General features: G+C 67.1%; 13 protein-coding genes and 5 pseudogenes. 8 read left to right on the forward strand and 10 right to left on the reverse strand.

Annotation, left to right across the window (positions count from 1 at the left end; translation table 11 throughout):
* Window positions 1-5: 5 nt before the first annotated feature.
* Window positions 6-2,888 (forward strand): tetratricopeptide repeat protein, encoded by a 2,883-nt coding sequence (locus ABZO31_RS00170; protein ID WP_406858750.1) that lies wholly within the window; start codon window positions 6-8, stop codon window positions 2,886-2,888.
* A gap of 101 nt (window positions 2,889-2,989) precedes the next feature.
* On the opposite strand, the gene ABZO31_RS00175 is transcribed toward ABZO31_RS00170, so the two are convergent.
* Window positions 2,990-3,325, reverse strand: coding sequence for a hypothetical protein (locus ABZO31_RS00175; protein WP_406858751.1), 336 nt, complete (start codon window positions 3,323-3,325; stop codon window positions 2,990-2,992).
* On the opposite strand from ABZO31_RS00175, the gene ABZO31_RS00180 reads away from it, so the two are divergent.
* Complete coding sequence (locus ABZO31_RS00180; protein WP_406865218.1) at window positions 3,275-3,616, forward strand: recombinase family protein; 342 nt, start codon at window positions 3,275-3,277, stop codon at window positions 3,614-3,616. The two genes, ABZO31_RS00175 and ABZO31_RS00180, sit on opposite strands and share 51 nt — an antisense overlap.
* A gap of 36 nt (window positions 3,617-3,652) precedes the next feature.
* Here ABZO31_RS00180 and ABZO31_RS00185 read toward each other — a convergent pair whose 3' ends face one another.
* Window positions 3,653-4,429: a hypothetical protein gene (locus ABZO31_RS00185; protein WP_406858752.1), complete on the reverse strand. Its 777-nt coding sequence runs from the start codon at window positions 4,427-4,429 to the stop codon at window positions 3,653-3,655.
* Window positions 4,430-4,810: 381 nt separating this feature from the next.
* Here ABZO31_RS00185 and ABZO31_RS00190 point away from each other — a divergent pair, with 381 nt between their 5' ends.
* Together ABZO31_RS00190 and ABZO31_RS00195 are read left to right on the forward strand one after the other, a co-directional pair.
* The gene (locus ABZO31_RS00190; protein WP_406858753.1) at window positions 4,811-5,698 is read left to right on the forward strand and encodes a DUF3710 domain-containing protein; all 888 of its coding nucleotides are present in this window, start codon (window positions 4,811-4,813) and stop codon (window positions 5,696-5,698) included.
* Window positions 5,699-5,985: 287 nt separating this feature from the next.
* Entirely contained in the window at window positions 5,986-6,387 is a 402-nt protein-coding gene (locus tag ABZO31_RS00195) for a hypothetical protein (protein WP_406858754.1), read from the forward strand.
* Window positions 6,388-6,472: 85 nt separating this feature from the next.
* Here the strand turns inward: ABZO31_RS00195 and ABZO31_RS00200 are convergent.
* Window positions 6,473-6,640, reverse strand: a pseudogene (locus tag ABZO31_RS00200) (IS5/IS1182 family transposase); the annotation flags it as partial.
* 90 nt (window positions 6,641-6,730) lie between these two features.
* On the opposite strand from ABZO31_RS00200, the gene ABZO31_RS00205 reads away from it, so the two are divergent.
* Window positions 6,731-6,985 carry a hypothetical protein gene (locus ABZO31_RS00205; protein ID WP_406858755.1) on the forward strand — a complete coding sequence of 85 codons (255 nt, stop codon included), beginning with the start codon at window positions 6,731-6,733 and terminating at the stop codon, window positions 6,983-6,985.
* Between the two features lie 197 nt (window positions 6,986-7,182).
* On the opposite strand, the pseudogene ABZO31_RS00210 reads toward ABZO31_RS00205, so the two are convergent.
* The 3 genes and pseudogenes from ABZO31_RS00210 to ABZO31_RS00220 form a co-directional block, all read right to left on the reverse strand.
* Window positions 7,183-7,842, reverse strand: a pseudogene (locus ABZO31_RS00210) (transposase); the annotation flags it as partial.
* A 79-nt stretch (window positions 7,843-7,921) separates the two neighbouring features.
* Window positions 7,922-8,488, reverse strand: a complete 567-nt coding sequence (locus ABZO31_RS00215; protein ID WP_406858756.1) for a hypothetical protein — start codon at window positions 8,486-8,488, stop codon at window positions 7,922-7,924.
* A 41-nt stretch (window positions 8,489-8,529) separates the two neighbouring features.
* Window positions 8,530-9,287 (reverse strand): annotated as a pseudogene (locus tag ABZO31_RS00220) (IS5 family transposase); the annotation flags it as partial.
* Between the two features lie 2 nt (window positions 9,288-9,289).
* Here ABZO31_RS00220 and ABZO31_RS00225 point away from each other — a divergent pair.
* A pseudogene (locus ABZO31_RS00225) lies at window positions 9,290-9,634 on the forward strand (transposase); the annotation flags it as partial.
* A 127-nt stretch (window positions 9,635-9,761) separates the two neighbouring features.
* On the opposite strand, the gene ABZO31_RS00230 reads toward ABZO31_RS00225, so the two are convergent.
* Together ABZO31_RS00230 and ABZO31_RS00235 are read right to left on the reverse strand one after the other, a co-directional pair.
* Window positions 9,762-10,184 carry a hypothetical protein gene (locus ABZO31_RS00230; protein ID WP_406858757.1) on the reverse strand — a complete coding sequence of 141 codons (423 nt, stop codon included), beginning with the start codon at window positions 10,182-10,184 and terminating at the stop codon, window positions 9,762-9,764.
* 91 nt (window positions 10,185-10,275) lie between these two features.
* Window positions 10,276-10,923, reverse strand: a complete 648-nt coding sequence (locus ABZO31_RS00235; protein WP_406858758.1) for a hypothetical protein — start codon at window positions 10,921-10,923, stop codon at window positions 10,276-10,278.
* Between the two features lie 619 nt (window positions 10,924-11,542).
* Between ABZO31_RS00235 and ABZO31_RS00240 the strand changes: the two genes are divergently transcribed.
* Window positions 11,543-12,454, forward strand: a complete 912-nt coding sequence (locus ABZO31_RS00240) for an immunity 49 family protein (protein ID WP_406858759.1) — start codon at window positions 11,543-11,545, stop codon at window positions 12,452-12,454.
* Between the two features lie 139 nt (window positions 12,455-12,593).
* On the opposite strand, the pseudogene ABZO31_RS00245 reads toward ABZO31_RS00240, so the two are convergent.
* A pseudogene (locus ABZO31_RS00245) lies at window positions 12,594-13,347 on the reverse strand (IS5 family transposase); the annotation flags it as partial.
* Between the two features lie 402 nt (window positions 13,348-13,749).
* Here ABZO31_RS00245 and ABZO31_RS00250 point away from each other — a divergent pair.
* Entirely contained in the window at window positions 13,750-14,052 is a 303-nt protein-coding gene (locus ABZO31_RS00250) for a hypothetical protein (RefSeq protein ID WP_406858760.1), read from the forward strand.
* A 114-nt stretch (window positions 14,053-14,166) separates the two neighbouring features.
* Here the strand turns inward: ABZO31_RS00250 and ABZO31_RS00255 are convergent, their stop codons facing one another.
* Window positions 14,167-15,276, reverse strand: a complete 1,110-nt coding sequence (locus ABZO31_RS00255; RefSeq protein WP_406858761.1) for a serine hydrolase domain-containing protein — start codon at window positions 15,274-15,276, stop codon at window positions 14,167-14,169.
* Between the last annotated feature and the right edge of the window lie 753 nt (window positions 15,277-16,029).

The raw sequence follows: 16,029 nt of genomic DNA on the forward strand, positions 1-16,029 counted from the left end.
TCGGTATGGCAGGACGGCGGGGTATCGAGGTTCGTGACACGGGTCGAGCGACTTCCGGGCCGGCAGGCGTATCGATCAGCGGATACCACAGCGGCGACATCACGACCGTGCATGTGCATGGGCGGGAGCCGGCCCCGTGGCCGCGCCAGGTCGGTGTCCTTCCCCGCGAAGCTGCGGCCTTCCAGAGACGAGACGAGACCGACCAGCTGCGGACCGCGGTGGCCAACAGCGGCACTGCTGTGCTGTGCCAGGTGCTCCGCGGCACCGGCGGCGTCGGCAAGACCCAGCTCGCCGCCCACTACGCGCGGCAGGCGTGGGCTGGGGACGAATTGGATGTGCTGGTCTGGGTCAGCGCCAACAGCCGCCCCGCCATCGTCTCCGCCTTCGCCCAGGCCGCCGAAGAACTCCTCGCCTACGAAACTGGTGACCCCGAGCAATCCGCACAGGCGTTCCTGAGATGGCTCGAACCTAAGCCGCCGGGATCTGAGCGCGTGTGCCGATGGCTGGTCGTACTGGACGACATCGCCGACCCCGCTGACGTGACCGGGCTATGGCCGGCGAAGAACCCGTACGGCCGCACCGTGGTCACCACGCGGCGCCGCGACGCTGCTCTACCCGGACATCGGATCGACCTCGGGGTTTTCACTCCTGATCAGGCAGTCGCCTATCTGGTTGACTGCCTTGCCGAACACGGACGGCACGATGACCCAGACGAGATCCGTGCGCTGGCCCAGGACCTCGGGCACCTGCCACTAGCCCTCTCACAGGCTGCTGCCTACATCGTCGATGCCGGCATTCCCGTCGGCTGCTCGCGATGTACCCACCAGCAGTGCCCCAGCTACCGCAGTCGGCTCGCCGAACGCGCCACAAGCCTCGCCAGTATGCTGCCCGAGCCCGGCATGTTGCCAGACGACCAGAACACCACTGTGAGTGCTACCTGGTCGCTGTCGGTTGAACGCGCTGACAATCTCAACCCCGCCGGCCTCGCCCGCCCCACGCTTCAGCTCGCCGCCGTACTGGATCCGAACGGCATTCCCCAGAGCGTTCTGACCAGTGAGCCTGCCCGAGCCTACTTCGCTCAGTACCGTACGCAGGCCGCAGCTGAACAAAGCGACGTGGACGAAGTGACGGAGTTGGACGTGTGGGGCGCGCTCCGTGCTCTGCACCGTCTGAGCCTCATCGACCACGATCCCAAGTCTCCACAGCAGTCAGTGCGCATTCACCAGCTCATCCAACGCGCCACCCGCGAGACACTTAGCCCTCGGGACCGCCGTGAGGCCGTCCGCGCCGCTGGTGACGCCCTACTCGACGAGGACTGGCCCGACCCTCACCTGCCGTTGGCTCAGAACCTGAGGGCCAACGCCCAAGCCCTCATGCACTGTGCCGGAGACACCCTATTCAGCGGGAGTAAACACCATCACCTACCTATGCATCTTGGCGTTAGCTTGAGCAAGGCTGGCCAGTTCACCGCTGCAGTGGAGCACTTCCAGGATTTGGTGGACAGCGCTCGAGCATCTCTCGGTCCGGACCACCCTGAGAGCCTGGATGCCCGGGACAATCTTGCCAAGAACCGAGGAGAGGCTGGCGATGCTCGCGGCGCCGTGAAAGATCTAGCCGAGCTTCTGACCGACCGGCTGCGGATCCAAGGCCCGGACCACCCCGATGTTCTGAACACTCGCACCGGTCTTGCCCGGTGGCGGGGAGAGACTGGAGACGCGGCCGGAGCCGCCGAGGCCTTCGCCGAGCTGCTCACCCACCGCCTCCGGGTCCAAGGCCCGGACCACCCCAGTACCCTGAACGCTCGCACCTGCCTTGCTCAGTGGCGGGGCAGGGCTGGAGATGCGACCGGAGCCGCCGAGGCCTTCGCCGAACTACTCTCCGACCACTTCCGGGTCCAAGGCCCGGACCATCCCGACACGCTGGACACTCGCCACAGGTTCGCGGACTGGCGCGGGCACACGGGGGATGCCGCCGAAGCTGCCGAGGCCCTGGTCGGGCTTCTGGCAGACCGGGTTCGCACTGTCGGCCCTGACTCCCCTGAGACCCTGGACGACCGGTCCTGCTTGGCAAGGTGGCGGGGGGAGGCTGGAGACGCGGCCGGAGCTGCCGACGCCTTCGCCGAACTACTCACCGACCGCTTGCGGATCCAGGGGCCCGACCACCCCAGCACTCTGGACACTCGCATCAGCCTTGCTCGATGGCGGGGGGAGGCTGGAGACGCGGCCGGAGCTGCCGACGCCTTCGCCGAACTACTCACCGACCGCCTGCGGATCCAGGGGCCCGACCACCCAGACACCTTGAAGGCCCGCCTTGGGCTGGCCGTCTGGCGGGGCGATGCTGACGCGGCCGGAGCTGCCGAGGCCCTGGCCGAACTACTCACCGACCGCCTGCGGACCCAAGGGCCCGACCACCCAGACACCTTGGATACCCGCTATTGGTTGGCTAAATGCCAAGGAGACGCCGGGGACGCGGCCGGAGCTGCCGAAGCCTTGGCCGAACTACTCACCGACCGCCTGCGGACCCAAGGGCCCGACCACCCAGACACCTTGGATACCCGCTATTGGTTGGCTAAATGCCAAGGAGACGCCGGGGACGCGGCCGGAGCTGCCGAAGCCTTGGCCGAACTGCTCACCGACCTCCTGCGGATCCAGGGGCCCGACCACCCAGACACCTTGAGCACACAGAATGAGCTTGCTTACTGGATGGCTATACGACGGGGCGAGGCTGGGGACGCGGCCGGAGCCGCCGAGGCCCTGGCGGAACTACTGGTTGTACGGCTGCAAAAGCATGGGCCGCACCATTACAGCACCCTGAGAACCCAAGACCAGCTCGCCCACTGGCGGAGTCGGGGCTCGATAGAGGCAGACGCTCATCTATCGACCGATTGATGAGCAAGATCAGTAAGCGGCGGCGCGACCCGTTGTAGAGCGGACCGTAGACCGCCTCTGCCACAGTGACTCGCCTATCCCGAGGTGAGAGGATGCACGACTCAAACACCCCAGGCCCCCCGCTGCTGCACCTGGCGCGTCACAACCGCGCTCCAAGAGATCCCGCGTGCTGTTTCCTTGCCGTGCCAGTTGGCATCGCCTTGGCTGCTGCGGCGTTCCTCGCCGGATGGCTGAGCGCCACGGACTCCGACGTCCGTCGATCCGAGTGCGAGGCAGTGAAGAGCCGCGTCCAGGACGAACTGGACCAATAAAGCGCCCTCGACGCGAAGGTCGGCCAAGGGCTGTCCGTCGAGGAACAGGGTGAGCGCGGCATCAGCTTTACCTCGCTGCACGAGAACCTCGACACCACCACGCCCGGCGGCCGGCTCGTCTTCCACGTCTTCGCCGCCCTCGCCGAGTTCATCCGCGAACTCATCGTCCAGGGCACCCGCGAGGGCCTGGCCGCCGCCCGCGCCCGCGGCCGCATCGGCGGACGCCCCACCGGCGCCACCGAGGAAGTCATCAAGGCCGCCCGTGACCTCCTGCCCGACCCCGGCCGTTCCATCACCTCGATCGCCAAACTCTCGGAGTCTCCCCGGGCACCCTCTACAACCACATCCCGGACCTGCGAACGCTCAGGTCCGGCGCCGTGCCGCAGCAACTCGACGCGGGCGGGCGGTAAGCACTGAGAGAAGCGCCATCGACGACGCAGCACCCACTACCGATCAGTCGATCAGCCGGCATACCCGGTTATCGTCCGTCACCTCGTACACGTCGATGCGCAGGAGCTGCCGGACGTGGGCCGGAACGCGCGCTGCGGCCTTGATGGAGGAGGACGGCACGACGAGGGCGTAGCGAGTGTGCGGGTCCTGGCTCGTCATGCGGCGCAGCAGTTGGCCGTAAGCGATGTCGGCGTCGATGCTTTTCTCGCTGGTGCGGCCCTTGGCCTCGCAGATCAGCCGTTCCTCTCCGCGCACGGCTTCCAGGTCAGTCCACCGGTCCGTGGGATCGACGGGTGTCCAGCGTTCGGCCAGGAGCCAGGTGCGGAAGGTGTCAGTGACCCGGTCCTCGTCACTGTCGCGGGCCAGGATCTTCGTCAGTGCCGCCAGATCGGCCTCTTCGTTGCGGCGCAGCCGCCCGCGGCCGTCCGCATCCAAGTCCGCGGGGCGGATGACAACCAGGCGTAGCCCGTGTGTCGGAATCTCCGTGCCGCGCCGGGCGTCGTACAGGGCTCGCTGCTCGCCGCGGTGGACACCGCTGACGGTCAGTCGGTCCGGCTTGTCGAAGTGGGGCATCGGCTGGTCGTGCTGCAGTTCACGGTACTCGACCACGAGCTGATGGCCCGGCCAGTAGGCATCGACCGGCAGCCTGACCTGCCGGCCACCCGCTCCGGGATCACCCAGCAGCCAGTCGAACCTGTGCTGCGCCAGGGCGCTTTCCCCGAGGATCCGGTTGCACAGACCGACGACGTACGCCTCATCGCTGTCATCTCTCGTTCCCATGACCGGGCATCCTTCCACCGCCCACTGACAGCAGCACCGGGCCGACCAACCGGCAACTGCTTTTGTGGCGGCTTCGAGCCCCGGGTAGGCCGGGATGCCGATTGCGGCTGGCGGCCCGGACGCGGCGAAGGGCCCGGGCCGTCTCGACCAGGGCCCGCCCGTGTGGTGTCCTGCTGCCTGATGCGGAGGTGCGCCCGCCACCGGGCAAGGGGAAGCTGAGGAAACGTCGTTGAGGAACCACGCACATCAGGTCATGATGCAGTTCGGGGAAGCCGGCTACTTCTCAGAGGAAAGCGCTCAGCTCTCGGAGCGGGACACACTGAGCAAGCCCACCGCAACCTGGCTGATCCTTATGGCCTGCGCGATCTGCTGGACGACCACGTGGAGAAGTACAGCATCCCGTTGGCAGTGGAGACGCTGCTGGACGGAGGTCTCGAACTGCCCGCGGGGGAAGTCAGGCTGCTTGCTCAGGGAGCCCTTGGGGATCTCGACGCAGCCAGGATCAGCGAAGAACGACGCCTGCCGACACTGCGCAACTACGCAGCTCTACTCTGGGCGGCTGCCGCTTCGACTTCTCGACCAGAAGACGAGATCGACCGCCTGCTTGATCTCGCGGAAGGTCTCCTGGCCGACATGGAGAGCTCGGGCGAGGCAGCCGCCCTGGCGCTCGTGGAGTCCGCCTTCGAGCACCGTGCAGGTCCTCCTCCCGTGCAGCGAGTGAGAGACGGAATCGTCGGCCCCTGGGACAGCAGAGAAGCGCCACAGTCTCGACGCCCATACCTGGATCTCGGCGGTCTGAAGGTCCCCCGGGCACGCGGCGTGACGTTCGAGCCGCACATCAAGAACGGCCGGCTGTGCGGAACCGTACTCATGGACGTCCTGGACACGACCTACATGACCCTCGAGGTCTTCGACAACCCACCCGGAAGGACCTGGTCGGATGTACTGCAACAGCTCACTCAAAGCCTGAATCGCCAAGGCTTCAGGACAGAGGTAACCCTCGAAAGCCTTTGCCCAATGCTGTTCGCCGAGGTCCCAGAGACCGACGCGGATGGGGGACTGATCCTTCACACCGATGGCGAGGTGGCCATGCAGAACGTGCGATTCGCAGGCTGCCACGGAAACGGGTGGCTCCTTCGCGCAACGCTGTTCGGATACGGGGTGCAGAACACGCCCTTGGACGATCGCATCCACTGGCTCTTCACGGACTCGATCGTCAAGAGCGAAGACGGCCGCGTTCTCCTCGAGTGGCCAGACGACGCTCAGTGAAGCTCGAGTTACTCTTCCCCAAGCAGTCCTGGGCCGCCTTCGTGACGAGCCTCCGCAAGACGAGTTCACCCCTTGCGAGTGACTCGCGACCTGCGTGCGTGAAAGTGGCGGTTCCCTCCGACAAGGTGGGGGCCGCCATCGCCGTAGGCAGCTCGGTGGGCAGGCGGACCCACCTCACCGAGTACGACCGCTGCACCGCAGCGACCTGACCGAACGCCCGTTCCCACCCCAGACGCGCCTCGTCCGGCGCATGATGGGTCTCTCATCACGCAACGTCCGGGGGGACCATGCGCACCCGCACCACCGCCATCACTGCCACACTGCTGCTTGCCACGCTCGTCGGCTGCACGACCACGGCCAAGCCCGACGGGACAGCACCACCTGCACCCTCGACCAGCACCCCGAAGGCCAGCACAGACGACGCCTTGAAGAAGGCCGGCATCCCGCCCGAGCCGACCGGCGCCAAGCGCGCCGAACTCCTCGAAGCGATCCGCCGCGTCGCCCCCGACGCAGTCAGGCACGAGGACAAGGCCATCGACGCCGCCCGCAACCATTGCGGCTCACTCGATTCCCCGAAGGCCGACTGGCTGGCATCCCAGCGCTTCACCTACAAGGACGTCACCACCGACGAGGCGCAAGGCGCCGGCATCAACGGCGCACTGAAGAAGAGCGGCTTCTGCAACACCTGACCCAGCGAGGAGGTGCCCTGGTGGCTACCTCCGACCACTGGCAAGAAGACCTCGGGGCCTGGCGTACCTCCCCCAGGCCCCAGGGGATCCGGGCACAGGCCCTGGAGAGGGACGGCCACCAGTGCACCTGGGACGACGACGGCGAACGCTGGCGGTACTTCCACGCGATGGCTTTCCAGGTTCGGCGGTGGTCGGCCCATCGCCGACCCCGGACCGGATCGGCCGGCATCAGCGGCTCGATCCGGTCCCACATCGCATCAGTGATCACTAGGAGCTGTCCGGCCGATCATTGGGGTGGGCAGTCGGCGGAGGTTGTCTGCGCGGTCCCATAGCCTGCGCGCCCATGACCACCGAGGAGTACCTCTCGACGATTGACGCGTTGGCCGTGCAACCGTTCCCGGAGGTGACCTATGTCGACGCCTCCGGGGGCGGTGGACCAGAGCATCATGTGCGCGACCTGCAGGCCCGCCTCGACGACCTGGCGACGCGCCTGACGGATCGGTGGGGCAGTGCGTTCGTCGTGGACCTCGGACCGTATCTCAGCGCCAGCTGCGAGGGAGCGCCGAGCCGCTCGACTACCTCAGCCAACAGGCCATGAGCATGCAGGTGTGGCCGCTCCCCGACAGCGGTCGTTGGCTCGCGCTGGCGATCGGCCAGGCCGACAAGGAGCTGCCTCTTATCCTTTTTGCCGCGGACGGCCGGGCTTCCGCACTCGACTTGAACACGAGTGGCCGGTCATGAGCGGAGCCACACGATGACAGCCGCAGCTGAGACAGTGCCGAGGAACACGTAGCCGCGCTTGTCATACCGCGTAGCCACCGCACGGAAGTTCTTGAGCCTGTCCCCCCCAGCGGCGGTGTTGCTGCCCGCGTTCCCGGGCCGTAACAGCACGGCCACTGGCTCGCCGGTGCCGCCACTTCCGTGGTCGACGAAGCCCATCAGCGGGTGATGTCCGAAGGTCTTCTTCCAGGTCGCGGCTGCGTCCTCTTTCTCGGAGTGGGCCAGCACGAGCACCCCGTCCAGGTCCACGATCACCTGTCCCGTGTCCGGCGGCGAGGCTCCAGCCAACTTCCAGACTCGCTGGCGCACTTCGGCGCGCGCTGACCGAATCGAGCTCAGAGCCTTTGGGCCGGACGTGGCCAGGGTGTCGACGAGGCGGGAAACGGTCGGGTCGGAAGCCACCGGGCCGAACACGGCCAGCTCGGCCCTCAGTATCCCGGCATCGGCCAGGCAGTCGCCGCCCAGCGCGACCGCCAGGGCCACATCCAGCAGGATCTTCCCCGGATCGTGCACCGCCCGAGCCTTCCGCCGCGGTGCCAGCGCCGCGGACATTGCGGTGTCCAGTCCGGCCTTGCGGAAGGTTTCGACCAGCAGCACGCCCCCGGCCTGGGTGACCACCGCCCGGCCGCTGCCCTCGATCCGGACCTGCGGATAGAACCCGATACGCTTCTTCACCTGAGGAGTGCTTCCTTCCAGGAGCACTCTTCGCGTTTCTGATCACTCCTCGGACGACCGCCTACCCGACAGCAAAGGGCTAGGCCGGTGCGTCTGCGTCAATCCGGGCACGCCGTGTGCGATTCCGTAGGTAAACAATGAGCGGCAGGGCAGATCCGATCAGTGCCATGACGACGGCGGCGACCCAGTGCCGCGTCTGCTGGCCCATGAGCAGGCACGAGACGACTCCGAAGCAGGCACCCGCTGCCGGGACCAGGGGCGCGTGGCGACCGGCGGTCGTATCGGTGAGGGAGGCCACGCTGAAGTAGGCGACGATGAATCCGGCAAACAGGGCGAGTGTGTACCATCCTCCGCCGTCAGGGAGGGCGTAGCCCTTACGGGTTCGCTCCAGTCCCAGGTCAACGGCCCCGGCGACTGCCCAAAAGAACGCGCTGGAAGCCACCACGCCGAGAGCGACGCGCCACGCCGTATTCGTCATGCCGGGATCGTATGTGCGATGAATGGAGTTCGGCCAGGGCGTTGTTCCGGCCCGCCCTGTACAGAGAGACGCGGCTTCGGCGTCGAGGATGGCGAGCAGCTGCCAGAGCGATGCACCGCTTGACTTGGAAAGTGTCTCCGCCTGGTACGGGAACCAGAACCTCAGCAATCTCCCTCCTCGCTGTTCAGAGGCACTTCCCACATCCCTGATCACGTGCTGGACAGACCGCTTCGTGAAAGCGCGAGGCTAAGAGGTCCTAACAAAGGCGTTGGATGTGGGTGGGTGATGAGGCAGGTGGCGAGGCCGAGGAAGGCTTCGTGGATGTCGTCACGTCGTTCCCAGCGGACGCGTAGGCGCCGGAAGCCGTGCAGCCAGGCGATGGTGCGTTCGACGACCCAGCGGTGGACGCCGAGGCCGGAGCCGTGCGGGACGCCGCGGCGGGCGATCACCGGCTTGATGCCCTGGGCCCAGACGAGGCGACGGTACTTGTCGTGGTCGTAGCCCCGGTCGGCCAACAGCATGTCAGGCCGTCGCCGCGGCCGGCCGACGAGGCCGGCGACGGACGGGATCTTCGCGAGCAGAGGCAGCAGCTCGGTGACGTCATAGCGGTTTCCGCCGGTCAGTGACACGGCGAGTGGAATGCCCTGCCCGTCGACGAAGACGTGGTGCTTGCTGCCCGGAGGTGCTCGGTCGACCGGGCTTGGCCCACTTTTGGGCCGCGCCGGGCGGCCCTGACGTGGCTGGAGTCGATCACCGCCCTCGACCAGTCCAGCTGCTTCGCCGACCGCAGCTTCGTCAGCAGGACAGCGTGGAGTCGGTCCCACACGCCGGCCTCGTTCCAAGCGGCCAGGCGACGCCAGCACGTCATGCCGGACCCGAAGCCGAGCTCCTGGGGCAGGTACTCCCGCTGGATGCCGGTGTGGAGAACGAACAGGATCCCGCACACAGCCTGCCGGTCGGGCACCCGCGGCCACTCAGCTCCTGCCCCTGCTGAACGCCGTCCCATCGATTCGAGGTCGGCGGGGACGCCCCCGCCACAAACCCCGGCGTCTGTACGCGGACCGGGGCTACGACTTCGACAAGTACCGCCGCCTGCTGTGGAAGCGCGGCATCAAGCCACTGATCGCGCGACGGGGCGTCGCCCACGGCTCCGGACTGGGCAAGGTGCGCTGGGTGGTCGAGCGCGCTTTCGCCTGGCTGCACCAGTTCAAACGGCTCCGCATCCCATACGAACGACGCGCAGATCTCCACCAGGGCCTGCTCGAACTGGCCCGCAGCCTCATATGCCTCTGCCGCCTGCGAACCGCATTCTGAAACGATCAGTTAGGCACGGGCTGTGTCGGTGTCCTGGGTTCTGATGGTTGCTTCGTGTGCGACGACACCTTGGTGCACGAAGAGCTCGTGCACGACCGGTGGCTCCGTGGCTCCATCCTCCGAAGAATCAGTTCGTGGAGTCCCACTCGTCTGCGGTCATTGGCCTGGCGTCGGGGTAGCGCCGCTGGATCTCACCCAGCACCCAGGCGTCGGCTGTGCGGACATCCCAGCTGGAACTGTCGAACTCCCTCAGGGTCAGTACGAGTTCGTTGCCCGCGTAGCCCTCGAAGTCGCCGTCGATCGCCTGCACGTAGGACGCGTCCATGGCCAGCAACTGAAGGGTGGGGATTCCGGTGCCTGCTGAAGCCTTCAGCATCCGAGCGAACGCCGGGTGTGGCTGCTCGTCGAACATCCGAGCCTTCCATGTCAGCCCGAGCCCGTAACTCCCTAGTCGGACCAGAAGCTCAGCCAGGGTGACGTAGCGGCGATCAGCCGGGCTGTCCGTGGGAAGGGCATCGTCCCGCCAGGCCGCAAAGGTGACCATCTGCATGGTGGATGGCGTTTCAGTCATTGCCTCAGCAACCTGCTTCGATCTCGGAGAGTCGCTACGTCCAGCTACTCCATTGTCCGAGCTCGCGCCATCAGACGAAGCGGATTAAGTCTCGACCTGGTCTGTGGGACAGGGCAAACAGGTGATCGGGCAAGTCGAGCATGACCGGAGGTCCGTCTGGAGAGGTTCCGGCTGATCGTTGCAAGTCAGGTGGAGGTGTCGGTGCTGGTTGGCGACTCGGATGGGCTGTTGGTGGAGCGCCAGCTTCGGCAGGATCGCCTGAATTGTCCGGCAAGTACAGGTAGCCCAGGAACGGCATGCGGGGAATCGTGGCGGCGAGTTGGTCCAGGAAGGGCTCCGGCGCGGTCCGGTGGCCGGTGGCGCTGGCCAGCAGGGTGTCCAGCAGCGGGGCCGTGGCGCGGATCTGCCGCTGGGCGCGCTCGCGTAGCTGGGCGTCTTCGGTCTCGGTGAGGAAGCTGCGGTGCTGCAGGTAGGCGTTCAGGTGGAAGCGGCCGAGGCGGAGGTAGTCGATGCCGCTTGCGGGGACGGGGGTGACGGTGATGACGAGGGTGCGGGTGTAGGGCTTGGTCTCGAGGAGGTAGGCGCCGAGGTTGTGCGGGCGCAGTCCAACCGGCACGGGGACGAGCGATGCGCAGTACAGGGCGGCGACGAGGCAGCCGGAGGAGGCGTAGAGCTGGCCGCTGTCGCGGATTGCGTCCAGGGCGGTCGTGGTGTGCATGAGGTCGCCGCGCCAGTCGGCTTCGCTCTCGGCGAGGCCTGCGGGCAGGCTCCGACCCCGGACACCTATGGATCCCCATCAAACCCGGCTGGCCCCGGGGCGGCGTCGAGCCACCGCCGCCCGGCACCAAGCCAGTGCCGTAACGCACCCTGCACGCCGCCCACCGCCGACTCGTGCTCGACATCCTCGGCCGCCCCCTCCCCCTGGCGCCCTCCGTCCACGACCCTGACCTAGCGACCTCTGAACTCGTGTGAGAAGCCACGAAGTCGGCCGCGTTCTGTTCGTGTAAGCGAGCTCGCCGGCCCGGAGGCGGCCGCCGCCCACCTGGCCGACCGGCAGTCCCAAGATTCTTGACCGGTAGTCGAGGCAGGTGCGTGCTCGGAGAAGGCCCTCCGCCAGTCGCGTACGAGCCTGGAGGAGGACGGGAACACCGGCGGGCCAGCCGTGCTGACGATCCTGGACCGCACGCGTGATGACCCTCCGCCTGCGGGTGCTCAGGGACTGCTTTGCGGAGTCGGACCGGGGTTCTGCGCCACTGCCGCCCGTACCCACTGGACCGGCTCCGCCTAAACTATCGCGTGGGACCGCGCTGTCGGTGGTCACTGCCAGGATGGCAGGCATGACGATCAAGGAAGTGACACGTCACGCAGTCGCAGAGCAGCGGATCGAACATGCACTGGAGGGCATATGGAGTCGGGCCCACGGCCAGTGGCACGACATGCGCTATGGCGACATGCCACTGCGGCGCGGGCTCACGGAGCTCGGCGAGGAACTAGCCGACCACATCGCGGCGCGCACCGCGGCCGACCCCGACGACCTCGACCGTACGCCCGACTCGCGCACCGTCCTGATCACGGCTGCTCAGTGCTCCTTGGGCGTGCTGAGCCTCGGGTGTTTCCCCGACGGTGATTTCGAGGTCCCCCTCCCGCTCGTAGGGGAGACGCTCAGCAGCGAGGAACTTCACTACGAGGAACAATCGGAGCCGATCCACCCGGCGACCACAGCGCGGAGGTGGACCGACGCGTTCGCGTGGTCAGTGATCAGCGGACTGATATGGGAGCGGAACCTGGTGATTGGCCCCCTGCTGCGCGAGGACTATGCGCCCGCCATCCGTGCCGGCGTTCCGTACTCGAAGCGGGAGTCGGTGTCCGACCCGGCCGACCTCGCCGAGATGGACGCGCTGTGCGGCTACCTGACAGTCGTGCAGGGGCGCTACCCCGGCTCACTCCCCGGCCCGGTGCCGCTGGTCAAGCCGGCCGCCGCCGAGCGGGCGCGTACGGCCGAGCAGCTCGATGCGGCCGGGATGCTGACACCGGACCAGCGTCTCCTGCGTGTCCTGCTCGACGACGACCAGTCCGCGTTCGAGCAGGCCCTTGATGAACGGCTCGTCGCGCACCGCGAGAGCGCTGGCGCCGACCCAGCAGTCAGGAGCCTGCTGCCGGTGGGGGCCGTCACGCTCGCGGCCCTCGCTCGTCTCGCGCACGGCTGGCAGCTGGGTATCCGGTCCGCCTACCTACCCGAAGCTTGGTGAGTGCCCCACAGCAGTAAACGGCTGGCGGGCCGCGCCGACCCAGGCCGGGCCCGCCAGCCATCTAGGTTCTGTCGTCAAATGTCACGCCCACATCAGGAGTGATGCGAGGGCGACGGCTGCTTCATGTACCAGGTGGCGATGCCCCGAACTGCTTCAGACGGGTGAAGCACCGCTCCACGACGTTGCGGTGCTTGTATGCCTCGCGGTCGAAGGCCGGCGGGCGGCGACCGCGGCTGCCTCGCCGGACTCGGTTGCGGACCTAGTCGGCACGCTCGGGAATCGTGCGCGCTATGCCCCGACGGCGGAGCCAGGCACGGATCGCCTTCGAACCGTAGCCCTCGTCGCCCAGGACGCGATCGGGCCGGGTTCGGGGCCGACCCGGTGCGATCCGGGGCACCCGGATCGCTTCATCACGGCGGTGAACCGGGTGCAGTCGTTGGTGTTGCCGCCCGTCACGACGGAGCCGAGCGGCTGGCCCCGCCCATCACAGGCCAGATGGATTTTGCTGGTCAGACCGCCTCGGGACCGGCCGAGGGCCGGGTCGCGGAGCCCCCTTTTCGGGCCCCCACCGCATGCAGATGGGCCCGGACGACCGTGGAATCGACCGACACCAGCCACGCGATGTCGCCCGCCGCGTCCGCCTTCGCCTGCGCGGCCCGGAGCATCCGGTCGAACGTCCCGTCCGCCGCCCACCTGCGAAAACGCGTATGCAGCGTGGCCCACGGACCATAGCGCTCGGGCACGTCCCGCCAGGCCGTACCGGTCCGGAACTTCCACACGATCCCGTTCAGGACCCTGCGGTCGTCCAGCCGCTTCCGCCCCCGCAACGACTCGGGCAGCAGCGGCCGGACGAACTCCCACTCAGCATCGGACAGTCCATGGCGACGTATCACGACACCATGATCCACCAGCATCATTTGAAGGCACCGCCTAGTGCTCCTCGTGGGACCGAAGCATCAAGCGGGCTTCCCGAATCAGAGATGCCATGGCTGTGTCGATCGCCGCTTTGTGGCTCTCCCGCAGAGGGCCGAGCTCAGGCTGTTCCCAGTCCAGCATCAGTAGTTCCACCCGCCCCGCGTTGATATGCGGAACAGCAGCGAGAGCGGCGCGCGCTGACATTCGATACGGCTCGCGCTCAGCCTCGTCGTTTGTACGGGCGCACGCCTCGCCGTACTCCTGGAGCGCAACGACGGACCGCTCGGTAGCCTCCCAGCCAGGTGTCCCAGGCAGCGCGCCCGTAGTGAGAGCGTCAAACGCGCGAGACTCCGCTGCACGGAAGACTGCGAGGTACCGAAATGGTGCCGTGGACGAAGATGCCCGACGTCCTGGGGCTGACCTGGCGCGCCGCCGTCCCGAAGGTGGCGGCCGCGGGCGTACCCGAGGGTGATGTGCACGCCGAGGCCGCGTACCTCAACGACACGCTCCCCCGTGAGGGCGAGTACGACGACTGGCGAGTGTGCCGGCAGGACCCGGCGAGCGTCGACCCCCTCACCGACGAGGTGTACGTCGTGAGCCTCGGTGCGGCAGCCGCGAACGGTGCTGGGCGAGTCGGCCTAGCGATGTCGCACGCAGATCAGGCCCATTCCACTCCGAGGTAGGCGAGCTGAGCGCGTTGGGTGGGCGTCGCGTGAAGCCCCACGGCCCGTCGAGAGCATTCGACGAGCCATTTCGAAGGGTCAGGCCCATACGGGGTCAAGCGTGCGGGATGACCGTCATAGGGCGCAGAGGGCGTCGATGGCGGCGTTGGTCAGGTTCGCCACCCCCGCTCCCGCAGGGCCGGCCATGTTGTACTGGTTGGTGGCGACGGCGGCCTGGGCGCCGTCCTCCCGGGTGAGGACGGCGGTGTAGTAACCGTAGATGGCGCCCCCCTTCGTCCAGACCTTGCCGCAGGTGCCCGGTCCGTTCACCACTTCGTGGGCGAGCCCGAAGGACAAGTTGGACTGGTCGGGGTAGGGGACGAGGGTCTTGAGTTCATTCATCATCGCCGGGGATAGCAGGGTGCCGTCGAGCAGCGCTTCGTGGAGAGCCGCCAAGTCGTCCAGGGTGGACACCATCGCGCCCGCTGCACCGGAGAACTGGACGTTCAGGGTGGTGACGTCGACGTAGGGGCGCTCGCCCCAGTAGTAGAGGGGAACGGCGTATCCCCGGACGTGGTTGCCGTACAGCTTCGGATCCGACGTGGGGTAGCTCGTGCCGGTGAGGCCCAGCCGGTCGATGAGGCGGTTCTGCACCTCGACGGCCGGCTCGTTGCCCGTCACCGACTTGATGATCATCCCGAGCAGGATGAAGTTGGTGTTGCTGTACTTGACGCTCGTGCCCGGCGTGAACAACGGCGCTCGCTGCATGGCCAGCTGAACCAACTGTGCGGGCGGGAAGGGCTTGTTCGGGTTGTTGTAGGCATCGACGGTGACCCTGTCGAGGTATTCGGGCACGCCTGAGGTGTGGTTCAGCAGCTGGCGGATCTTGATCTTCTTGCCGTCGTTGCCGTTCCCCGTCACCACGCCCGGCAGCCACCGGTCCACGGTGTCATCGAGCGACAGCGCGCCCTGATCGGCCAACATCATAGTGAGGGCCCCGATGAACGGCTTGGTGTTGCTCCCGATGCGCACCTGCGCCTTCGGATCCGTCGGCGTCCGGGCGGCCCGGTCGCCAACACCCGCTGTCAGGTACTGGCTTGCTCCATCCTTGCGGAGCAGCGCCGTGGCACCCGGGTACCCGGCGGCCACGGCCGCATTGAGTCCATCCTGCATCACCTGGTCGGCGGTCTGGGTCGGCGCACCGTGGACCGGCCCGGCAGCTGTGACCGTGAGCGCGACTGTCACGGCCAGGGCCGCTCCTGCCTTGCGAGTGAACATCGAAATACGCAATGGAATCTCCTTGGTCCGGCTGTACAGCCGCTCATGTGGAGAGGCCCGCTATGAATGCAGTACAGGGCGAGATGACATGAATGAATCACATCACCTCGAAAGGTCGCCGCAGAATTGTCCGGCAGACACCGGATGAGACCGCACCAGCCTGACGAGGTGCCGACATCGACGATGCTTGCTATGCCATCGCTCACGGGGGCAGCAGATCTATCGGTGCATCCCCGCGGGCACCCGGCTCAGGGGTGTCCATCCTTGCCCTGCACATGAGGCCACTGCTCTTGGTTCTCTTCGTCCATGCCCCGGAGCCCCTGATGTCTTCGCCGGTTCGATGCGGCATTGACGCCGTATCTGTCTGGTCGGTCGCTTGCTCGTGTACGCCGGGCGATGAAGGTACGGATCCCTGACCGCACGGCACTCACGGGCCTGACAGACTCTGTCGTGGCACGCTGCTTTTCTGATGAAATCCTGTTGAAGCAGAGGGGCTCCCGACAGGACGCGCCAGATCAGATCGCGGCGGCGATCACTGAACAGGGAGTAGCTGCGAACGGGTTCCGGGCCGCGCAATCGGCAGCGTGCCACAGGTCAAGTGCGGCAGGATGGACGACCAACGAGGCCCCCGAGCTGCGTGATTGAGACATCAGACACCCCGATCAACAGCCCGGGGGCCTCGCTCGTTGCGCTTGACACCCCATCCCGATTGGTGGCACA

Source organism: Streptomyces solicamelliae, from assembly GCF_045348655.1.
GTDB classification, from domain to species: Bacteria; Actinomycetota; Actinomycetes; order Streptomycetales; family Streptomycetaceae; genus Streptomyces; species Streptomyces solicamelliae.

What these genes read in the sequence shown, in the direction of transcription:
- ABZO31_RS00250 (WP_406858760.1), top strand. Translation starts at nt 13,750, where the DNA reads ATGGTGCCGTGGACGAAGATGCCCGACGTCCTGGGGCTGACCTGGCGC.
- ABZO31_RS00170 (WP_406858750.1), top strand. Translation starts at nt 6, where the DNA reads ATGGCAGGACGGCGGGGTATCGAGGTTCGTGACACGGGTCGAGCGACT.
- ABZO31_RS00195 (WP_406858754.1), top strand. Translation starts at nt 5,986, where the DNA reads ATGCGCACCCGCACCACCGCCATCACTGCCACACTGCTGCTTGCCACG.
- ABZO31_RS00205 (WP_406858755.1), top strand. Translation starts at nt 6,731, where the DNA reads ATGACCACCGAGGAGTACCTCTCGACGATTGACGCGTTGGCCGTGCAA.
- ABZO31_RS00235 (WP_406858758.1), bottom strand. Translation starts at nt 10,923, where the DNA reads ATGCACACCACGACCGCCCTGGACGCAATCCGCGACAGCGGCCAGCTC.
- ABZO31_RS00240 (WP_406858759.1), top strand. Translation starts at nt 11,543, where the DNA reads ATGACGATCAAGGAAGTGACACGTCACGCAGTCGCAGAGCAGCGGATC.
- ABZO31_RS00185 (WP_406858752.1), bottom strand. Translation starts at nt 4,429, where the DNA reads ATGGGAACGAGAGATGACAGCGATGAGGCGTACGTCGTCGGTCTGTGC.
- ABZO31_RS00230 (WP_406858757.1), bottom strand. Translation starts at nt 10,184, where the DNA reads ATGCAGATGGTCACCTTTGCGGCCTGGCGGGACGATGCCCTTCCCACG.